The sequence below is a fragment of the Shewanella sp. 6_MG-2023 genome, assembly GCF_030547195.1.
GTDB lineage: Bacteria > Pseudomonadota > Gammaproteobacteria > Enterobacterales > Shewanellaceae > Shewanella.
The window spans coordinates 129,133-148,469 of sequence record NZ_JAUOQU010000006.1; the positions used below are offsets into that span (position 1 = coordinate 129,133).

Annotated in this window: 15 protein-coding genes; 14 read left to right on the forward strand and 1 reads right to left on the reverse strand. The window is 44.0% G+C overall.

Annotated elements, in window-relative coordinates:
• Positions 1–6: 6 nt before the first annotated feature.
• From recQ to glpK, 7 genes are all read left to right on the forward strand, one after another.
• Positions 7–1,878, forward strand: coding sequence for a DNA helicase RecQ (gene recQ / locus Q4533_RS05650; protein WP_102440201.1), 1,872 nt, complete (start codon positions 7–9; stop codon positions 1,876–1,878).
• 763 nt (positions 1,879–2,641) lie between these two features.
• Positions 2,642–4,210, forward strand: coding sequence for a 2-isopropylmalate synthase (gene leuA, locus Q4533_RS05655; protein WP_102440202.1), 1,569 nt, complete (start codon positions 2,642–2,644; stop codon positions 4,208–4,210).
• On the forward strand, positions 4,207–5,301 hold the full coding sequence (leuB, locus tag Q4533_RS05660) for a 3-isopropylmalate dehydrogenase (RefSeq protein ID WP_303502249.1): 1,095 nt from the start codon (positions 4,207–4,209) through the stop codon (positions 5,299–5,301). Before leuA ends, leuB begins: the two co-directional genes overlap by 4 nt.
• On the forward strand, positions 5,301–6,704 hold the full coding sequence (gene leuC, locus Q4533_RS05665) for a 3-isopropylmalate dehydratase large subunit (RefSeq protein ID WP_303502251.1): 1,404 nt from the start codon (positions 5,301–5,303) through the stop codon (positions 6,702–6,704). The genes leuB and leuC overlap by 1 nt, the downstream gene beginning before the upstream one ends.
• A 24-nt stretch (positions 6,705–6,728) precedes the next feature.
• Positions 6,729–7,334: a 3-isopropylmalate dehydratase small subunit gene (gene leuD / locus Q4533_RS05670; RefSeq protein ID WP_303502252.1), complete on the forward strand. Its 606-nt coding sequence runs from the start codon at positions 6,729–6,731 to the stop codon at positions 7,332–7,334.
• A 531-nt stretch (positions 7,335–7,865) separates the two neighbouring features.
• Positions 7,866–9,224, forward strand: a complete 1,359-nt coding sequence (locus Q4533_RS05675) for an outer membrane protein transport protein (protein WP_102476553.1) — start codon at positions 7,866–7,868, stop codon at positions 9,222–9,224.
• A gap of 325 nt (positions 9,225–9,549) precedes the next feature.
• Positions 9,550–11,031, forward strand: a complete 1,482-nt coding sequence (gene glpK, locus Q4533_RS05680; protein WP_102440207.1) for a glycerol kinase GlpK — start codon at positions 9,550–9,552, stop codon at positions 11,029–11,031.
• Positions 11,032–11,059: 28 nt separating this feature from the next.
• Here glpK and Q4533_RS05685 read toward each other — a convergent pair whose 3' ends face one another.
• The gene (locus Q4533_RS05685; protein WP_303412500.1) at positions 11,060–11,305 is read right to left on the reverse strand and encodes a hypothetical protein; all 246 of its coding nucleotides are present in this window, start codon (positions 11,303–11,305) and stop codon (positions 11,060–11,062) included.
• Positions 11,306–11,848: 543 nt separating this feature from the next.
• On the opposite strand from Q4533_RS05685, the gene mraZ reads away from it, so the two are divergent.
• Genes mraZ through mraY form a run of 7 tightly spaced genes read left to right on the forward strand, consistent with a single transcriptional unit; the run spans position 11,849 to position 19,332 of the window.
• Positions 11,849–12,307: a division/cell wall cluster transcriptional repressor MraZ gene (mraZ, locus tag Q4533_RS05690; protein WP_102440224.1), complete on the forward strand. Its 459-nt coding sequence runs from the start codon at positions 11,849–11,851 to the stop codon at positions 12,305–12,307.
• Positions 12,308–12,329: 22 nt separating this feature from the next.
• Complete coding sequence (rsmH, locus tag Q4533_RS05695; protein WP_102440209.1) at positions 12,330–13,271, forward strand: 16S rRNA (cytosine(1402)-N(4))-methyltransferase RsmH; 942 nt, start codon at positions 12,330–12,332, stop codon at positions 13,269–13,271.
• Between the two features lie 14 nt (positions 13,272–13,285).
• On the forward strand, positions 13,286–13,600 hold the full coding sequence (gene ftsL / locus Q4533_RS05700) for a cell division protein FtsL (protein ID WP_102440210.1): 315 nt from the start codon (positions 13,286–13,288) through the stop codon (positions 13,598–13,600).
• Between the two features lie 10 nt (positions 13,601–13,610).
• Positions 13,611–15,347, forward strand: coding sequence for a penicillin-binding protein 2 (locus Q4533_RS05705; protein ID WP_102440211.1), 1,737 nt, complete (start codon positions 13,611–13,613; stop codon positions 15,345–15,347).
• Positions 15,344–16,879 carry a UDP-N-acetylmuramoyl-L-alanyl-D-glutamate--2,6-diaminopimelate ligase gene (gene murE / locus Q4533_RS05710; RefSeq protein ID WP_102476551.1) on the forward strand — a complete coding sequence of 512 codons (1,536 nt, stop codon included), beginning with the start codon at positions 15,344–15,346 and terminating at the stop codon, positions 16,877–16,879. The genes Q4533_RS05705 and murE overlap by 4 nt, the downstream gene beginning before the upstream one ends.
• Positions 16,876–18,249, forward strand: coding sequence for a UDP-N-acetylmuramoyl-tripeptide--D-alanyl-D-alanine ligase (gene murF, locus Q4533_RS05715; RefSeq protein WP_102476550.1), 1,374 nt, complete (start codon positions 16,876–16,878; stop codon positions 18,247–18,249). The genes murE and murF overlap by 4 nt, the downstream gene beginning before the upstream one ends.
• The gene (gene mraY / locus Q4533_RS05720) at positions 18,250–19,332 is read left to right on the forward strand and encodes a phospho-N-acetylmuramoyl-pentapeptide-transferase (protein WP_102440214.1); all 1,083 of its coding nucleotides are present in this window, start codon (positions 18,250–18,252) and stop codon (positions 19,330–19,332) included.
• The last annotated feature ends 5 nt before the right edge of the window (positions 19,333–19,337 follow it).

Genomic DNA, 19,337 nt, shown 5'->3' on the forward strand with positions numbered 1-19,337 from the left:
CTATTAATGGATAATCTTATTTCTAGCCCAGTCGAGTCTCAAGTTCCAGCGCAAGCGATTGTCTCAGCAACCCCAGTTGTGGAAGATGTGCTTGGACAGCAATTACAGCAAATCTTTGGTTATCGTGACTTTCGCGAAGGTCAGCGTGAGATCATTGAGCAGACCTTAAGTGGCCAAGATACCCTAGTGATTATGCCAACCGGTGGCGGTAAGAGTATGTGTTATCAGTTGCCAGCATTGATCCTCCCGGGATTAACCATTGTGGTCTCGCCGCTGATTTCGTTAATGAAAGATCAAGTTGATAGCTTGACTCAGTCAGGTGTTGCCGCCGCATATTTGAATTCCTCTTTACCCCGCGATGAAACCGTTGAGATTTTAAAACGCTTACACAAAGGCGAAATTAAACTGCTTTATGTATCACCAGAGCGTTTGCTGCGGCCTGACTTTATCGAGCGGATGCATGAGTTACAAATCTCACTTTTTGCCATTGATGAGGCTCACTGTATTAGTCAATGGGGTCATGATTTTAGACCTGAATATGCCGCCCTTGGCCAACTGAAACAGTTGTTCCCGTATGTGCCACTGATGGCGTTAACCGCGACGGCCGATCAGGCCACCCGTGAAAGTATTTGTCAGCGCCTTCAAATCAGTCCTTTTTGTTTACTCTCCAGTTTTGACCGTCCCAATATTCGCTATACCGTGGTTGAAAAACTTAATGCCGCTAACCAGCTCAAACAGTTTTTACAATTGCAAAAGGGCAGTAATGGCATCATTTATTGTAGTAGCCGTAGGCGAGTCGATGAAGTTGCCGATCGCTTAAAACTGCAAGGCTTTAGTGCAGCGGCGTATCATGCGGGGATGACCCAAGAAGAGCGCGGCGCGATTCAAGATAAGTTTTTAAAAGACAAAATCGATATTGTGGTCGCCACTGTGGCATTTGGTATGGGGATTAACAAATCCAACGTCCGCTTTGTGGTGCATTACGATATCCCCAAAAGTGTAGAGTCTTATTATCAAGAAACAGGCCGTGCCGGCCGTGATGGTTTAGATGCCGAAGCTTATATGTTGTTTGATCCTGCCGATATAGGCCGCGTTAAGCACTTGATTGAGCAATCAGAACCTGGCCCACAGCAAGACGTTGAATTACATAAAATGAATACCATGGCAGCCTTTGCTGAAGCGCAAACCTGCCGTCGACAAGTATTACTGCATTACTTTGATGAAAGTGGCTCAAAACCTTGTGGTAACTGTGATATTTGTCTCGACCCTCCTAAGCGTTATGATGGCAGCGAAGATGCCAAAAAAGTGCTGTCGTGCATTTTTAGACTCAATCAATATTTCGGTGTTAACCAAGTCATTGATGTATTGCGGGGCTCAAAAGCTGCCAACGTGATGGATCGCGGCCATAACAAGCTGTCCACTTGGGGCATTGGTAAAGATCACAGTCATGAATATTGGCTCAGTGTGATTAGGCAACTTATTCATTTAGGTTTAGCTAGCCAAGATATTACTCGCGGCTCTTCAGTAAAGCTAAATGAATCAGCACGACCAATATTACGCGGGGAAGCCAGCTTACAGCTAGCTGAACCTCGCATTCAATTAGTGACTACTAAGCGCCGCACCAGTTCATCACGTGCACCGCAGCAATATGATCGTAAATTGTTTGCCAGGCTCAAGCTACTGCGCCGTGAACTGGCTGAAAAACATGATGTGCCACCATACTTGGTGTTCAATGATGCCACCTTAGCGGAAATGGCGGCGATGGTGCCCACCAGTGCCGGTGAAATGCTGGCAGTAAATGGTGTCGGTGAGCGAAAGCTAAGTCGCTTCGGCGGTGATTTTCTTGATGAAATTAGTCAGTATTTGATTGAGAATTAACTCACTCGCCTTCAAGGCTATGTTAATTGCTTTAGCTTAACCTGCTTATCTGCAGCATTGGCGGTGACTACTTAGCCGCTAATGCTGGTTCTAGTTCCTTATAAACACTCCTACCTAATCATTTGATGGCTTTGATTGCCCTAGTCTGTTTGCATTTTAAAACAAGCATGTCATGGTTTATCTTCCTCGCTTAGCCTCGTAAAGAGCTAAGCTTCTTTGTGCTTAGATATAACTAAAGCCTTCCTTTAAACAGATTAATATTAGAAATTTCAAATCCATTTTTTTGCATATTAATAAAGTCAAAAATAAACGATAAATTACGTGTAAACAGCAGTGTACGGGCATGTGGGGATTTATTTGTGCTTAAAAGCGATGAGTAAATCAGGCTTTTAAGCTGCAGTGTTGCACAAAAGATGAATAAATTGGGGTTGACACAGCCAGCTGGTCAGGATAAAAAGTGGGTATAGATAAATTAATCGCAGAATAATTAGTTAAATAAAATGAATATTTATAGTGGTAACATTTTACTGGGTCTCCTTCTTCTCTTACGCAATATTTGCGCGGAGTCCTTTGTGTTACAAGCTAAATAAGTTTACTAGTATTCACAAACCCCGCGCTAATAGCCGCGGGGTTTTTTGTTTCTGCCTCTGATTGATTTATATAACAAACAAAAAGTCTAATGAACTAAATGAGCAAAGCACTCAAATCCATTAGCAAAGCGAACAAACTTTAACGTGAATAACCAGGTTCGATGGAGAAAAAGATGTCCGATAGAGTCATAATATTTGATACCACATTAAGAGACGGCGAGCAGGCGTTAGCAGCCAGTTTAACGGTTAAAGAAAAGCTGCAAATTGCATTGGCTCTTGAGCGTTTAGGTGTTGATGTTATGGAAGTGGGCTTTCCTGTGTCATCGCCTGGTGATTTTCAGTCAGTGCAAACCATTGCAAAAACCATTAAAAATAGCCGAGTGTGTGCCTTATCTCGTGCATTAGAAAAAGATATCGATGCCGCAGCGCAAGCATTATCTGTTGCTGATCAGTTTCGAATTCATACCTTTATTTCAACCTCAACCATTCACGTTGAAAGCAAATTAAAGCGTTCATTTGATGACGTATTAGAAATGGCAGTGAGTGCGGTTAAATATGCCCGCCGCTTTACTGACGATGTTGAGTTCTCTTGTGAAGATGCTGGGCGTACCCCCATTGATAACCTTTGCCGTATGGTAGAAGAAGCTATTAAAGCGGGTGCTAGAACCATTAATATCCCAGATACCGTGGGTTACACCGTCCCAAGTGAGTTTGGCGGCATTATTCAAACCTTATTTAACCGAGTGCCGAATATCGATCAAGCGGTGATTTCGGTGCATTGTCATGATGATTTAGGTTTATCGGTAGCGAACTCAATTACTGCTGTTGAGCATGGTGCTCGCCAGATTGAATGTACGGTTAATGGTATTGGTGAGCGCGCTGGTAATTGTTCATTAGAAGAAATAGCGATGATTTTGGCAACCCGCAAGAATTTACTCGGGCTTGAAAACAACATTAATGCCAAAGAAATTCACCGCACTTCATCCCTTGTAAGCCAGCTATGTAATATGCCGATTCAGGCTAATAAAGCGGTAGTGGGGACTAATGCATTTTCGCATTCATCGGGTATTCACCAAGATGGCATGCTAAAAGCTAAAAATACCTATGAGATCATGACGCCTGAAAGCATTGGCCTTAATCGTAATAACTTGAATATGACTTCGCGCTCAGGTCGCCACGTGATTAAGCACCGCATGGAAGAAATGGGCTATAAAGAAACCGATTATGATATGGATAGTCTTTACGATCAGTTTTTGAAATTGGCAGATAAAAAAGGCCAGGTATTTGATTATGATCTTGAAGCCTTAGTGTTTATCGAAGCGCAATCTCAAGATGATGATAAGTACTCACTGCAACATTTAATGGTGCACTCAGATTCAACTGAAGGTGTAGCCACTGCCACGGTGCGTATAGTGGTTGATGACAAAGAAATAACCGAAGCGGCAACCGGTAATGGCCCAGTCGATGCGGCATACAATGCTATTGCCCGTGCAACTGGTCGCAGCATCAATATTACTAATTACAAATTAAGCGCTAAAGGCGAAGGGCAAAACGCCTTAGGCCAAGTGGATATTACAGCTGAATACAATCAGCAAACATTCCATGGTGTCGGCTTGGCAACAGATGTTGTCGAGTCATCGGCTCAAGCGTTAGTTCATGTAATGAACTTAACCTATCGCGCCGATAAAGTGGCTGATTTTAAACAACAGATTCATAAAGAAAGGGAGTTAGGTGGAGTATGAGTTATCAAATAGCTGTATTGGCCGGAGATGGTATTGGGCCAGAAGTCATGGCTGAGGCACGTAAAGTGCTTAATGAAGTTGAAGCCCGATTTGCTCTCGACATTGAATATGCTGAGTACGATGTGGGTGGTATTGCCATTGATAACCATGGTTGCCCGCTGCCTGATGCAACCTTAAAAGGCTGTGAAGCCTCAGATGCCATTTTATTCGGCAGTGTTGGCGGGCCTAAGTGGGAAAACTTAGCCCCCAATGATCAGCCAGAGCGTGGCGCATTATTACCGCTACGTGGTCACTTTGAACTGTTTTGTAATTTACGTCCGGCAAAATTACACGCAGGGCTTGAACATATGTCACCATTGCGAAGTGATATTTCTTCGCGTGGCTTTGATGTGTTGTGTGTACGTGAATTAACTGGCGGCATTTACTTTGGTAAGCCAAAGGGTCGTCAAGGCGAAGGCCAGGATGAAGAAGCCTTTGATACCATGCGCTATAGCCGCCGTGAAATCGAACGTATTGCCCATATTGCTTTTCAGTCGGCTCAAGGTCGCAGTAAAAAAGTCACTTCAGTGGATAAAGCTAACGTATTAGCCTGTTCAGTGTTATGGCGTGAAGTGGTTGAAGAGGTGGCTAAAGACTACGCTGATGTAGAACTTGAACATATCTACATCGACAACGCGACCATGCAGTTATTACGTCGTCCAAATGAATTTGATGTGATGCTGTGTTCGAACCTATTTGGTGACATAGTGTCAGATGAAATTGCCATGTTAACCGGCTCAATGGGGCTATTATCTTCAGCAAGCCTTAACAGCAGCGGTTTTGGTATGTATGAACCTGCTGGTGGTAGTGCACCTGATATCGCAGGCCAAGGCATTGCTAACCCTGTGGCGCAAATTCTATCTGCAGCCTTATTACTGCGTCATAGCTTAAAACTTGAAGATGCCGCTAGTGCGATAGAGCGCGCAGTGGGTAAAGCCTTGTCAGCGGGTTACTTAACTGGTGAGCTATTAAGTAGCGATGAGCGTCATAACGCGAAATCAACCAGTGAAATGGGTGACTATATCGCTAATGCTATTAAGGAAGGTGTCTAATGGCAGCAAAAACGTTATATGAAAAAGTATGGGATGCACATATTGTCGCATCACCTGACTCAGAAGCGCCGATTATTTATGTTGACCGTCATTTAGTCCATGAAGTGACTTCGCCGCAAGCGTTTAGCGGTTTGAAAACAGCAGGCCGTAAATTACGTGCCCCTGAAAAAACCTTTGCGACCATGGATCATAACATTTCAACTTTGAGTGCAAGCCTTGATGCAATGAGCCCAATGGCGCGTATTCAGGTGGAAACCTTAGCGCAAAATTGTAAAGAATTTGGCGTAAAGCTATATGATATTCATCATCCTAACCAAGGTATTGTCCATGTAATGGGGCCTGAACTGGGTATTACCTTACCCGGCACTGTGATTGTTTGTGGTGATTCACATACAGCAACCCATGGCGCATTTGGCGCGTTAGCATTTGGTATTGGCACCTCTGAAGTTGAACATGTTTTAGCCACCCAGACTTTACGTCAGCTAAAAGCAAAAAACATGAAAATTGAAGTGCGTGGACATGTTGCTGAAGGCATTACGGCTAAAGATATCGTATTGGCTATCATCGGCCGTTTAGGTATGGATGGCGGTACCGGTTACGTAGTTGAGTTTTGCGGTGAAGCCATTGAAGCATTATCAATGGAAGGTCGTATGACCTTGTGTAATATGGCCATTGAAATGGGTGCTAAAGCCGGCATGGTAGCACCAGATCAAACCACATTTGATTATCTTGAAGGGCGTGAATTTGCCCCTAAAGCTGATGCTTGGACGCAAGCAGTTGCAGATTGGACCGCACTTAAAACCGATGCTGAAGCAACTTTTGATGCAGAAGTGGTACTTGAAGCTGCAGATATTGCACCTCAGTTAACCTGGGGCACCAATCCAGGCCAAGTGGTTTCCATTGATGCACAAGTACCTAGCCCTGAGTCTGAGTCCAATCCAACCGTGCGTGGCAGTATCGAAAAAGCGCTTGAATATATCGGACTGACTTCTGGGACAAACATGGTTGATATTCCCATCAACAAAGTCTTCATTGGTTCATGTACTAACTCTCGTATCGAAGATTTACGTGCAGCAGCCCATCATGCTAAAGACCGTAAAGTGGCAGAGGGTGTTGTCGCGATTGTGGTACCAGGTTCTGGACAGGTGAAGCTGCAAGCAGAAGCGGAAGGATTAGATAAGATATTCCTAGACGCAGGTTTTGAATGGCGTTTGCCTGGTTGCTCAATGTGCCTTGCAATGAACGATGACCGACTAGAGGCTGGCGATCGCTGTGCATCTACCAGTAATCGTAACTTCGAAGGTCGCCAAGGGCGTGGTAGCCGAACTCACTTAGTGAGCCCAGCTATGGCAGCAGCTGCTGCCATTGCCGGTCACTTTGTTGATATCCGTAAGCCTTATTAATTGCCAACCCACTAGGAGAAACAGATGCAAGCTTTTACAGCACATACGGGCTTAGCGGTTGCAATAGATAGCGCAAATATTGATACCGACCAAATTATCCCTAAGCAGTTTTTATCAAAGGTCACTCGTGATGGTTTTGGAGTGCACTTATTTCATGATTGGCGTTATTTAGATGATGCGGGCGAGCAACCTAACCCGACTTTTTCACTTAACTTACCGCGCTATAAAGGCGCGTCTATATTGCTAGCACAAGAAAACTTTGGCTGTGGATCAAGTCGAGAACATGCACCGTGGGCATTAGCTGACTTTGGGCTACGGGTGATTATCGCGCCAAGTTTTGCAGATATTTTTTACGGTAACTCCATTAACAATGGCTTATTACCTGTGAAGTTAACCGCAGCGGAAGTGAGCCAATTAATGGGTGAAGTTGATGCTCAAGAAGGAGCTGAAATCAGTGTTGATTTGCAAGCTCTTACTGTAACGTCACCACAAGGCAGTACATTTAGCTTTTCATTGGCAGAGTCAGCAAGGCACAAGCTGCTTAATGGTTTAGATGCCATCGGCTTAACGCTGGAATTTGCTGCGGCAATTAGCGACTATGAAGCCAATATTCCTGCTTGGCGTGGCTGATGTAAGAGTGACGAGTCAATTGTAAGTTCAACATTGGCGATTAACATTTAAGCTTACACTTGTACCAACGTGGTATTAAATAAAGCCTTCTAGCTAACCCTAGAAGGCTTTTTTATGTGTCTCAATAATAATTTACTATATATCACATTGTATTTATTGGTTTATTTATTCATAAGATTTGGCGGTTTATATCGGTAGTTAAAAAAACTATAAAATTCAGCGCAGGTTTGTGAGTTATATATTCTTTAGTAAGTTATTGAATATCAATATTAAAAATATTTTGGTTAACTATTTTTAATATGCTTCAGCGAATCAATTAGTGTAATTGACGCTTTTTTCTCGCTTGGTGTGTGATCCTTATCACTTAAAAATATTGCAAACACCGAAAAGGTAGTTATTTCTTCTGTTTTTAGGCATTTAGTTGTAAATATATTCTGCATCAGTACACTTGCCCCGATTTCAAATTGAGCTATTGCTCTAATGATGTAAGAGATTAAGCAAATAATAAATTTGCATACCCGGGGACAAATGATGAAAAAGAAATTATTAACCGTGGCAGTAAGCGCCATGCTGTTAGGGGCAACGACTCAAGTAAGTGCAGCAGGCTTTCAATTAGCTGAATATTCTTCTACAGGTTTAGGCCGTGCTTTTGCTGGTGAAGCTGCGATGGCGGATAATGCTGGCGCCCAAACTAAAAACCCTGCCATGTTGACTTACCTTGAAGGTCGCCAATTGTCTGCAGGTGCTATTTATATTATGCCTAATGTTGATGTGCTGGGTGAAACCAGTATTTCATCGCCTTTATTAGGGGCTGATCCAATTGTTATCCCAAGCAACGCCATCGATTTTGCCGGTGATGCGCTTATCCCAAATTTTTATTACTCGAATCAGTTAAACGATAACTGGACTTGGGGCCTGGCTTTTCATTCAAATTACGGCTTAGCGACAGAATTGGATGCAACTCATTCAGCAGCGATATTTGGTGATGATACTGCAATCACCACCGTAGAATTTAACCCAAACATTGGCTATAAAATCAATGATGCGGTTAGCATTGGTGCGGGTCTGCGTATTGTTTACGGTGAAGGTAATGTTGGCGCATCAATGCCAGGTTGGATTGATGGTATTAAAGCTCAGTTGCCTGATTTAGCACCTATGCTTCCGGCTGCTGGCACAAGTCTTAAATACATGGAAGGTGATGATATCGCCATCGGTTGGAAAATTGGTTCTAGCTGGCAGATTAATGACAAGCACCGTTTAGGTTTTGCTTATCACAGTGGGGTAGAGCTAGAACTGGACGGCCATGCGTCTGGGCTACTTTATGACGGTGGTCAAAATGTTAGTATTGAAGGTTACTTACCGATTGAGATCCCTGCATTTGCAGAGCTTGCATCTCATCACCAATTAACTGAAAACTGGGCCATGCACGCCAGCGTTAACTGGACTCAGTGGAGTGTTTTTGATGAGTTGGTAGCATACTTCCCTGGCGAAACTAAGCCAATTGACTCAACAACGGGTTTACCATTGGAGTCTGATTTAGTTAAAGAAGAAAACTTCAAAGATAACTGGCGCTTTGCTGTCGGTACTACATACCAACTTAACGACAAGTGGTTAGTTCGTGGCGGTATGGCACTAGATCAAGGTGCTGCGCAAGACGAATACCGTTCAACAACAATCCCAGATTCAGATCGTTTATGGTTTAGTGCCGGTGCGGGTTATCAAGCCAGTAAAAACCTTACGGTTGATTTTGCCATCACTTACATCAAAGGCATTGGTGATGCACCAATTGATGAGACTCAAGACTTATTAGGTTTAGCGTCTGTGAACTACAGCGGTGATGTTGAAGCCGATGTGTGGTTAGCAGGTGTGCAGTTTAGCTACAAAATGTAGTCGACAGTATTATTAATACATTTAAAGCCTCGCAATTGCGGGGCTTTTTGTTATTTGAAAATCATAAGACTAATATCGATACGCCAGCTATATTTGACAAGCCAAAGTATGAAGTAAAGCCATCGTCATATGCTAAGTTATTAGGTGCTTACTGGCTTTACCCCAAAGTGACATAGCATGTCTAGGTAGAATAAACCCTTATAACTGTGATGACAGCACAAGCATTGCAATGTAAAGCATGATAAATCACATAAATAAACGGGTAGTTGATTCACTACTTTCAGTTTATGTGAACAAACTAAAATAAATAATATGAGATAGTGATATGCAAGCTAAGAAATACATTATTGCATTAGATCAAGGCACAACCAGCTCTCGTGCCATTGTATTTGACCATAAAGCCAACATGGTTGCGGTAGCGCAGCGTGAGTTTACCCAGATTTATCCTCAGGCCGGTTGGGTCGAGCATGATCCAATGGAGATTTGGTCATCTCAAAGTTCATCATTGATTGAAGTGCTATCTCGAGCAGGTATTAGCGGTGATGATGTTGCCGCTATGGGCATCACCAACCAACGTGAAACCACCGTAGTGTGGGATAAAAAAACCGGCAAGCCGATTTATAACGCCATTGTGTGGCAGTGTCGTCGCAGCCAAAGTATATGCCAGCAACTCAAAGCCGATGGTTATGAAGCTTATATTAAATCCGCCACAGGCTTGGTGCTCGACCCGTACTTTTCCGCCTCAAAAATCAAGTGGATTCTAGATAATGTTGAAGGTGCAAGAGAAAAGGCCGAGGCCGGTGAGTTGTTATTTGGCACCATAGATACCTGGCTGGTGTGGAAGCTCACAAAAGGCAAAGTACATGTTACTGAACCCACCAACGCCTCACGGACCATGTTGTTTAACATCCATCAGCAGCAGTGGGATGACAAGTTATTAACGGCCTTTGGTATTCCGGCTTCGATGTTACCTGAAGTGAAACCCTCTTGTGCGGTCTACGGTTCAACCAGCATTGTCGGTGGCGATATTACCGTGGCGGGTATGGCAGGGGATCAGCAATCGGCATTATTTGGTCAATTATGTTTTGAACCTGGAATGGCCAAAAATACCTATGGCACAGGCTGTTTTTTACTGATGAACACCGGTGATAAGGCAGTGGTATCGGATCATGGCCTATTAACCACCATTGCTATAGGCGCTGATTTAAAGGTTAACTATGCCCTTGAAGGGGCAGTATTTATGGGCGGCGCGGTGATCCAATGGCTGCGGGACGAAATGGGCTTGATCCAAGATGCTCATGACACTGAATACTTTGCCAATAAAGTGGACGACACCAATGGGGTATATTTAGTACCAGCCTTTGTCGGCTTGGGCGCTCCGTATTGGGAAGCGGATGCCAGAGGCGCGATTGTCGGACTTAGCCGCGGGGTTAATCGTAGCCATATTATTCGCGCAGCGTTAGAAGCCATTGCATATCAAAGCAAGGATTTACTCGAGGCAATGATACAAGACTCAGGGGTCGAACTTAAACAAATCCGCGTTGATGGTGGCGCAGTGGCAAATGAGTTTTTAATGCAGTTCCAAGCCGACATCAGCAATGTTGATGTGATCCGTCCGCAAGTGACTGAAACCACAGCCATGGGAGCAGCCTTTTTAGCAGGTCTTGCGGTTAACTTTTGGCAGTCTACAGAAGAGTTACAAAACATTGCCGTGGCTGATAAGCATTTTTCACCAGCAATGGATGATAGCTGTCGTCAGGATTTGTATCGCGGATGGAAAAAGGCGGTGAGGAAAACCATCGGCTAAAGGGCATTTTTAAATCACTGGTAAACGATTAAATTTCAATATCAATATGTGTGAAGTTGGTATTGTCACTAGTGGCCTGCTTTGCATCAGCGCTGGTGCTAGCTTGGGCCTGCTGTTTTCTGGTTAATGGTGCTGGTGGCAATTGTGCTTGCGGCGCTTCATGGCTATCAGCACTGATAACAGCTGAGTCAGTGACTTTTTTCACCTCTTTTTTAGGCGTGGTAACCTGCCTTGGCGGTCTGGCAGTCACAGCATAGAGAATATCTAGGTTCATTATTACCTCCTTCAAGGCTGTATTCAGTATATCTTGTTATCGGCCGTTTTGATTGTAAATTGAGCGGCTATTGGTTTGAATATATGACGCCAGCAGTCATCCTTGTTTGAGGATGTTTTAGCGTAAAGGCAATATTAAAAGTTTGGAATTTGCTTAGGTTTAAAAGCGCAAGGCAGCAATAAAATTTGTTGAACTGGTTTTTCTCACATCGTGAGCGAATATTTATTATACAAGATATAACTTTGATACAGTGGGCATTGTCATTTTAAGATGATAATGGTCAATTTTTAGCACATTTTAGTCACATTTTACTCGATAGAGTCGTTGTTATGTGTATGGTTTCGTTCATTTAGCCCCATAAAATCCACTTTCCTCCACCTAGAACAAATTAAATCAAATTTGCTGCGAACCCGCTTCAGAACTGGATTTAATTAATCTTCTCATCCCTTGACAATACTTGTGTTGTGTCCCTAAACTTAAGGGTTGTGGGGAATTGTGGATTTTTGTGGGAATTTTAATAACAAATCATAGGGATTAATGATCGTGTTTCGGGGCGCCAGTGCGATAAATATGGATGCAAAAGGACGGATCGCAATACCAATGCGATACCGAGAATCCTTGCGTGTTGAGCACAGTGGCATTGTCGTCATCACCGTTGATATCCAATCAGCTTGTTTATTGATTTATCCAATCCATGAATGGGAACTGATAGAAGCAAAACTAATGCAGCTGTCAGACACCAATCACATTGAACGATCCATGAAACGAAGATTATTAGGCCACGCTCATGAATGTGAGTTAGATGGTAATGGTCGTGCGCTCGTTCCCCCCGCATTAAGACAATTTGCCAGCCTGCAAAAGAAAACCATGCTGGTGGGTTTGCTGAATAAGTTTGAGTTGTGGGATGAAGCCGCTTGGCAGTTGCAGATGGACGAAAGTCATCAGCTAATTCAAGCAGAAGATCTCACTAGCCATGAAAGATTAGCTAATTTTTCATTATAAATAATTAATTAAGAAGAGTCTGATGAGCCAAGAATTTGCCCATTTATCTGTACTGCTACAAGAAACCGTTGATGGTTTAAATATCCAAGCGGATGGCATCTATATTGATGGCACCTTTGGTCGTGGTGGTCATTCAAGGCATGTGCTGAGTCAGCTCGGTGAAAACGGCCGCTTGATTGCCATCGATAGAGATCCGCAAGCCATTGAAGCGGCTAAACAGTTCGCCGATGATCCTCGCTTTCAAATTGTGCATGGTGGCTTTGGTCAGTTGGCCGAATACGTTACTGAGTTAGGTTTGAAAGGCAAAATCAATGGCGTGTTATTGGATTTAGGTGTGTCTTCACCGCAATTAGATGATGCTGAGCGTGGTTTTAGTTTTTTACGTGATGGTCCATTGGATATGCGTATGGATAACAGCCAGGGTCAAACGGCCGCTCAGTGGTTAGCGAGAGCTGAAATTGAAGATATGGCTTGGGTATTTAAAACCTATGGCGAAGAGAAAAACTCGCGTCACATCGCTCGCTGTATTGCTGCTGATCGAGATGAAAAACCCTTTTTAAGAACCAAAGATTTAGCTGACCTTATTGCCCGAATTACTAAAAATAAAGAGCGTAATAAGCATCCTGCAACGCGGGTGTTCCAGGCGATTAGAATTTATATCAATAGTGAATTAGAGCAAATTGATCAAGCCCTTGAAGGTGCTGTGTCGGTACTGGCCCCAGAAGGGCGTTTATCGGTGATCAGTTTCCATTCATTAGAAGATCGTATGGTGAAGCGCTTTATTCGTCGCCATAGCCAAGGTGAAAGCGTACCTCATGGCTTGCCCATCACTGAAGCTGAAATTAATAAATCTAAAAAGTTAAAAGCCATTGGTAAGGCGATGAAGCCTTCTGATGTCGAAATTGAACAAAACCCACGAGCAAGAAGCTCGGTGTTGCGCGTTGCGCAGCGACTTGATTATTAATTACTGAGGTTATATTGGCACCGTCATCAATCAATTTATCCCGCATTGTGTTAGCCGATATTTGGCAGCACAAGTGGATATTATTGCTGACGCTAATTGTAGTCGGCAATGCGATGAGTGTGGTGTATACCAGCTATGCGACCCGAAAACAGACCTCGCAATTAGATCAGCTATTACAAGAACGTGATCGTTTAGATATTGAATGGCGCAACTTGTTGCTGGAAGAGCAATCTAAGTCAGAACACAGTCGAGTGACAAGGATCGCCACTAAAGATTTAAAAATGGTGCGACCACTACCTAAAGAAGAAGTGGTTATAAGGCTGCAATGAGAAAGGAATAATGAGCAGACAAGCTAAACGTAAATTAAACCCTGAACTGATCCCATGGCGACTATTCGTTGTGGTGGGTTTTGTGCTGCTGCTGTTTACTGCGTTAATTGCCCGTGCCGCCTATATTCAAATTATTGAGCCTGAAAAACTACGTCACGAAAGTGACATGCGCACCTTACGCACCACCAGTAATCAAGTACAGCGCGGCCTAATCACCGACAGAAATGGTGAAATGCTGGCAGTGAGTGTGCCAGTACGAGCTGTGTGGGCTGATCCTAAAATTTCCCACGATAAAGATGCATTTAAAGATATGCGCCGCTGGAAAGCGCTGGCAGATATTTTACATGAGCCAGTTGATGAGATTGTGAGTAAGGTGCAGCGCGACCCTAAAAGGCGCTTTATTTACCTTAAGCGTCAAGTGACCCCTGCGGTAGCGGAATACATCAAGCAACTGAAAATTGCTGGCATCTATTTAAAGTCTGAATCACGCCGCTATTATCCCGCAGGTGAAACTGCCGCCCAGCTAGTGGGTTTAACTAATATTGATGATGTAGGCATTGAAGGCATCGAAAGTGCTTACGATAGCTGGCTTACTGGTACCCCTTCAAAACAAAAAGTCCGTAAATCCCGCGATGGTAAAGTAGTACAGCGTTTAGATATGGTGGAAGAAGGCGAGAGCTCAAATGATTTAGTCTTGAGTATCGATCAACGCATTCAGCAGCTAGCTTATCGCGAATTAAAACGCGCCACAGAAATAAACCAAGCCACTTCAGGCTCAGTGGTGGTACTTGATGTACACACCGGCGAAGTACTGGCGATGGTGAATACACCGTCATATAACCCCAATTCTCGAGAAAACTTACAATCTCACCGCATGCGCAACCGCGCCTTAACCGATACTTTTGAGCCGGGCTCCACTGTAAAACCTTTTGTGGTCGCAGCTGCGCTGCAAGCGGGCACTGTTGAACGTGATGATATGATTAACACCTCACCAGGCTGGATGCGTGTTGGTGGCCGTCAAGTGCGTGATACGGTTAATTACGGCAATATGACCTTAGATAAAATCTTGGTTAAGTCTAGTAACGTGGGGATCAGTAAAGTCTCTTTATCGATGCCCGTGCAAGAATTATTGGGGACTTACCAGTCAATGGGCTTGGGTAATTATTCAGGAATTAACTTAGCAGGTGAAAGCGCCGGCCTTATCCATGATCGTCGTCGTTGGTCTGACTTTGAACGCGCGACCTTATCTTATGGCTATGGTTTAACGGCCACCCCACTGCAATTAGCCAGAATGTATGCCACTTTAGGTAGCGGCGGTGTCTTGTATCCAGTATCAATTTTAAAGCTAAAACAAGCACCTAAAGGTGAACAAGTTATTTCACAGCAAGTCGCCCAAGATGTCATGGAAATGATGCTAGGGGTAACTGAACGTGGCGGCACCGCCACCAAAGCCCATATTGATGGTTATCCTATTGCGGGTAAAACGGGTACTAGTCGTAAGTCTGTCGCCGGTGGTTACGGTGATGATTATGTCGCACTGTTTGCCGGGGTTGCGCCAGTGCATAATCCCCGTTTAGCTATTTCTATTGTGGTTAATGAACCCAAAGGCGACCGTTATCACGGTGGCGATGTGGCAGGCCCCGTATTTGCAAAAATTATGTCTGGTGCGTTACAGATGCTGAATGTAGAACCATTAAATGAACAAGAAAAAGTTAAATTGGCCGCCATTGCTAAGAGGGCTGAATAATGCTGCTTAGTGATTTATTAGCACCCTGGTTTCATTATGCTGGCGTTGAGTCAGTGGATACGCTGAGCCTTGATAGCCGCCAAGTATCCCAAGGTGGTTTATTTGTCGCCTTGCCAGGCCACAAGGTTGATGGCCGTAAATTTATCAGTAAAGCCATTGAAAGTGGTGCAGTGGGGGCGTTAATTCATACCGATAACCCTGATGAACATGGTCAAGTTGAATACCAAGATAATGGCGCGGTGCTGATATCGTTTTTTCAATTAACTCGGCAGCTTTCGGCTGTTGCAGCGCAGTTGTATCCGGTTAATCATTCACCAATGGCGATTATTGGGGTTACGGGAACTAATGGTAAAACTTCTGTTAGCCAGCTTATTGCGCAATTGGTATCACTTAAACAGCAAAAAGCTGCAGTCATGGGTACATTGGGCAATGGTGTTTGGGGTCAATTAATCGATAGTGGCAATACCACTGCTGATGCCATTACTTTGATCCGTCAATTACACCAATTTCAAGCCGAACGGGTCAATGTGTGCGCCATTGAAGTCTCCAGTCATGGCTTAGTGCAAGGCCGAGTGGAAGCCGTGCCTTTTGATACTGCTATTTTTACTAATTTAAGTCGTGATCACCTTGATTACCATGGTGATATGGATGCTTATGGCGCAGCTAAAAAGCGTCTGTTCACCTTTTCCTGCGTCAAAAATGGTTTGATTAATCTTGATGATGGTGTTGGTCAGCAATGGTTCGATGAGCTAACAACAGATTCCATCTATGGCTTTAGCATTAGCGCCAATAAAACGGCGCAATTTTATACTGACAATATGCAGTTCAATGATGCTGGTGTGCAGTGTGATTTTGTTTACCCACACCTGGATAATCACAGCGGCCAAAAAACGACTTTAGCACTACGCGGACGCATTGTTTCGCCTTTATTGGGTGACTTTAACTTAGCAAACCTTGTGGCAGCCCTAAGTGGCTTGTATTTGCAAGGTTATGACATGCAAGAGTTACTTGAATTAGTGCCACTATTAACGCCCGTTGCTGGTCGCATGGAGCGCTTTAATCAGCCAAAGGGGCCCACCTTGGTAGTTGATTATGCCCATACTCCGGATGCTATCGAACAAGCGTTAAAAGCGCTGCGGATTCATTGTAAAGGCAAGCTTTGGTGTGTCTTTGGTTGTGGCGGTGATAGAGATAAAGGCAAGCGGCCTTTAATGGCCCAAGCGGCCGAGCAGTTTGCTGATACTGTGATGGTCACCAGTGACAATGCTCGTAGTGAAGATCCTGCGGCCATTATTGAGGATGTATTAGCGGGTTTGGCATTTCCTGAGCGTGCACTCACACAAGTTGATCGCATTAAGGCAATTAACACCGTGGCTTCACTGGCTCAAACAGGCGATATTGTGTTGCTTGCAGGTAAAGGCCATGAAACCTATCAAGAGGCCAATGGCATCAGAACTGAATATGATGAAAGAGCACTGGCTATCGAACTCACTCAGCCAACGTCTAACATGGCATTAAAGGAGCGCTTATGATTGCCCTGATGCTTTCACAGTTGGCGCAAACCCTTAGTGGCAAGCTCGTGGGCGATGACATTTGTATTGATGATGTCAGCAGTGATAGCCGAGCGATGCAAGCCAATACCTTATTTGTGGCGTTAAAAGGCTTACGTTTTGATGGCCATAGCTTTGCAAAAACCGCCATTGATAATGGCGCTAAAGCCTTATTGGTTGAACGTCAGCTTGAGCTTGATATTCCGCAAATTTTAGTGGCAAATAGCCAAATAGCCATGGGCGAAATCGGCGCGTTAGTGCGCGCTAAAGTAAACCCTAAAGCCATCGCTTTGACGGGCTCAAATGGCAAAACTACAGTAAAAGAAATGGTGGCAGCTATTTTAAGCCAGCATCATAGCGTGCTTTATACCGCCGGTAATTTTAATAATGAAATCGGGGTACCGTTAACCTTATTGCGATTAACCCAAGAGCATGAATATGGCGTTTTTGAACTGGGCGCCAATCATCAAGGCGAGATTAACTATACTTCATCTTTGGTGATGCCTCAGGTGGCGCTGGTAAATAATATCGGCCATGCACACCTAGAAGGTTTTGGTTCAATTGAAGGCGTGGCTCACGCCAAGTCGGAAATCTTTAACCACCTCAGCGCAGATGGCACCGCCATTATCAATGCCGATGATGACTTTGCTGAGTTTATGGCGCAAAAATCAGCCGCATTTAAGCAGCTGCGTTTTTCTAAAGTAGCCACCACAGATGCAGATATTAAAGCATTAGCGCTTAAAGCTGATGCAAGTGGTTGTTATGCCTTTAATTTAGAAGTTTCTGGCCAGTCCCATTTTGTGCAGCTTCCTTTAGCAGGAGAGCATCAGGTCAGTAATGCTTTAGCTGCCAGCGCCATTTGTACTGCATTAGGCGTCGCCCTCAAAGATATTATTAACGGGCTTTCAAGCCTAACGCCAGTAAAAGGGCGAATGGTGCCGCACAAGCTGGGGCGTATTTTACTGGTTGATGATAGTTACAATGCCAACCCAACATCAGTGGACGCTGCGATTAACTGGTTAAAACAAACTCGAGGTTTTCGATGTTTAGTGCTGGGAGATTTGGGTGAATTGGGCGACAATAGCGCCCTTTTGCATGCCGAGGTCGGCCAACAAGCCAAATCAGCGGGTATTGATGCCTTGTTTTGTTGCGGACAGCTAAGCGCTGAAACCAGCAAAGCCTTTGGTTCTGAACACTTTAGTGATTCAAAATCCGTCGCGCAGGCAATGATTAAAAAAGTAAATCAGTTATCGGGTGAGGTAACTATTTTAGTTAAAGGTTCACGAAGCGCAGCAATGGAAACTGTAGTCGAAGTGTTGTTGGATGCCAATGGGCGTGGGGAGTTTGTGTAGATGCTGGCTTATTTAGCTGAGTATTTAACCCAATTTTATAGCGGGTTTAATGTTTTTTCATATGTAACGTTTAGAGCGATCTTAGGTTTGATGACAGGGCTTATTTTCAGCTTGTGGTTTGGTCCTAAATTGATCGAACGTTTGCAGTTATTACAAATTGGCCAAGTGGTCAGAAATGACGGCCCAGAGTCACATTTTAGTAAGCGTGGCACCCCTACAATGGGTGGTTTGCTGATCTTGGCAGGCATATTTGTCAGTGTTTTATTATGGGGTGATTTATCAAATCGATATGTCATCGTCATGCTATTTGTATTAGGTACTTTTGGCGCGATTGGTTTCTTAGATGATTATTTGAAAGTGGTAAAAAAAGACTCTAAAGGTCTGATTGCTCGCTGGAAATATGCATCGCAATCCATAGCGGCATTAGCGGTAGCCATCTATTTATATAGCTCGGCAACGCTGCCGGGTGAAACCCAGCTAGTGGTGCCATTTTTAAAAGATGTGATGCCGCAACTTGGACTGCTTTATATTGTCCTTGCGTACTTCACCATAGTGGGTGCCAGTAACGCGGTTAACTTAACCGATGGTCTTGATGGTTTAGCTATCATGCCAACTGTTATGGTAGCAGCTGCATTTGCATTGATTGCCTATTTATCAGGTCATGCACAGTTTGCGAGTTATTTACATATTCCACACTTGCCGGATGCTGGTGAACTAGTGATTGTATGTACCGCGATAGTCGGGGCTGGTTTAGGGTTTTTATGGTTTAACACCTACCCAGCGCAAGTGTTTATGGGTGATGTAGGCTCATTAGCATTAGGTGCAGGATTGGGCGCCATTGCAGTGTTAGTCCGCCAAGAAGTGTTATTGGTGATTATGGGCGGCGTTTTTGTGATGGAAACGGTGTCGGTGATTTTACAGGTGGGTTCATATAAATTGCGCGGTCAGCGGATTTTTAGAATGGCACCTATTCACCACCATTACGAATTAAAAGGTTGGCCGGAGCCAAGAGTGATTGTGCGCTTTTGGATTATTTCACTATTCCTAGTCATGCTAGGGCTGGCAACGCTTAAGTTAAGGTAGTTAGC